General features: G+C 59.7%; 1 protein-coding gene and 1 pseudogene. Both read right to left on the reverse strand.

All coding sequences use genetic code 11. The features are described 5' to 3' along the window. Positions 1-55 precede the first annotated feature (55 nt). Entirely contained in the window at positions 56-799 is a 744-nt protein-coding gene (gene istB, locus BM315_RS24120) for an IS21-like element helper ATPase IstB (protein WP_090506226.1), read from the reverse strand. Further along, a pseudogene (locus BM315_RS24815) lies at positions 789-1248 on the reverse strand (IS21 family transposase); the annotation flags it as partial. The gene istB and the pseudogene BM315_RS24815, both read right to left, overlap by 11 nt.

Genomic DNA, 1248 nt, shown 5'->3' on the forward strand with positions numbered 1-1248 from the left:
TGTCAATCAGCATCCAAAACTTTCCAGGTAACAGCGTCCAAAAGTTTCCAGTCGCTCAGGTGTTTTTCACTGCCTTTTTGCGCTGCTTGAAGCGGAACGAATCGTTGCCGGTTTCGAGGATGTCGCAGTGGTGAGTGATGCGGTCGAGCAGTGCTGTGGTCATCTTGGCGTCGCCAAAAACACTGACCCATTCGCCGAAGGACAAGTTGGTGGTGATGATCAGCGAGGTCTTTTCGTAGAGCTGGCTGATCAGGTGAAACAGCAGCGCCCCACCGGAGTCTGGGAAGGGTAAGTAGCCCAGTTCGTCGAGGATCACTGCGTCCATGTGCAGCAATTGTTTGGCCAGGTTGCCGGCCTTGCCTTGCTGCTTTTCTCGCTCCAGTTGATTGACCAGGTCCACCGCGTTGTAGAAACGAACTCGCTTGCCTTGATGGATGGCCTCGACACCCAGCGCGGTGGCCAGGTGGGTTTTGCCGGTGCCGGTGCCGCCGACCAGAATCAGGTTATGCGCGCAGTCCATGAAGGCGCTGCTGGCCAGTTGCTGGATCTGCCCGTGATCGAGCGGGGTTTCTTGCCAGTCGAAACTGCTGAGGTCGCGATGAATCGGGAAGCGGGCGGCCTTGAGTTGATAGCGCAAGCTGCGTACCTGGCGATCTGCTTGCTCGGCCTCAATCAGTCGATCCAGCCAGGCTTCTGGACGCGCGGGTTGGCGCGAGGCTTCGGCCTGTAATTCCAGCAAGGCGCTGGCCATGCCATACAGGTGCAGCGCCTTCAGATGAGCAACGCGATCAATGGACATAATGGGTGCCCCGCAGTTGTTCGTAGCGCTGGCAATCAGCGAGCGGTTCGACCCGTAGCTGTAATTGTTCGGGCAAGCTCAGTTGTGGCGGGCGTGTCGGGGCGATCAATCGGCGCAGTTCATTCATCACCAGCGAGCCGCTGACTACACCGCACTCGAGCGCTAACTCGCAGGCCACTTGCAGCGGCTCCAGGCCCACATCGCGGGCGATCAGCAGCAACTCAACGAAGGCGCGGTCACCACGTGGCTGTTTGAGCAGCCGTTCACGCACCTGCTGGATCGGCAACGGCAAATCCCACGCCACGAAGGGCGCGCCGTTGCGCAGCGCACCAGGTTTCTTCTCCAGCACCGACAGGTAATGCCAGGGGTCGCAGATCAGCTGGTCACGACCAAAGCGCCGCAGATGCTCGGCGATTACCTGGCCACCCGCGACGATGCGCACGTCTGTC

This window comes from Pseudomonas borbori (genome assembly GCF_900115555.1).
Taxonomy (GTDB): Bacteria; Pseudomonadota; Gammaproteobacteria; order Pseudomonadales; family Pseudomonadaceae; genus Aquipseudomonas; species Aquipseudomonas borbori.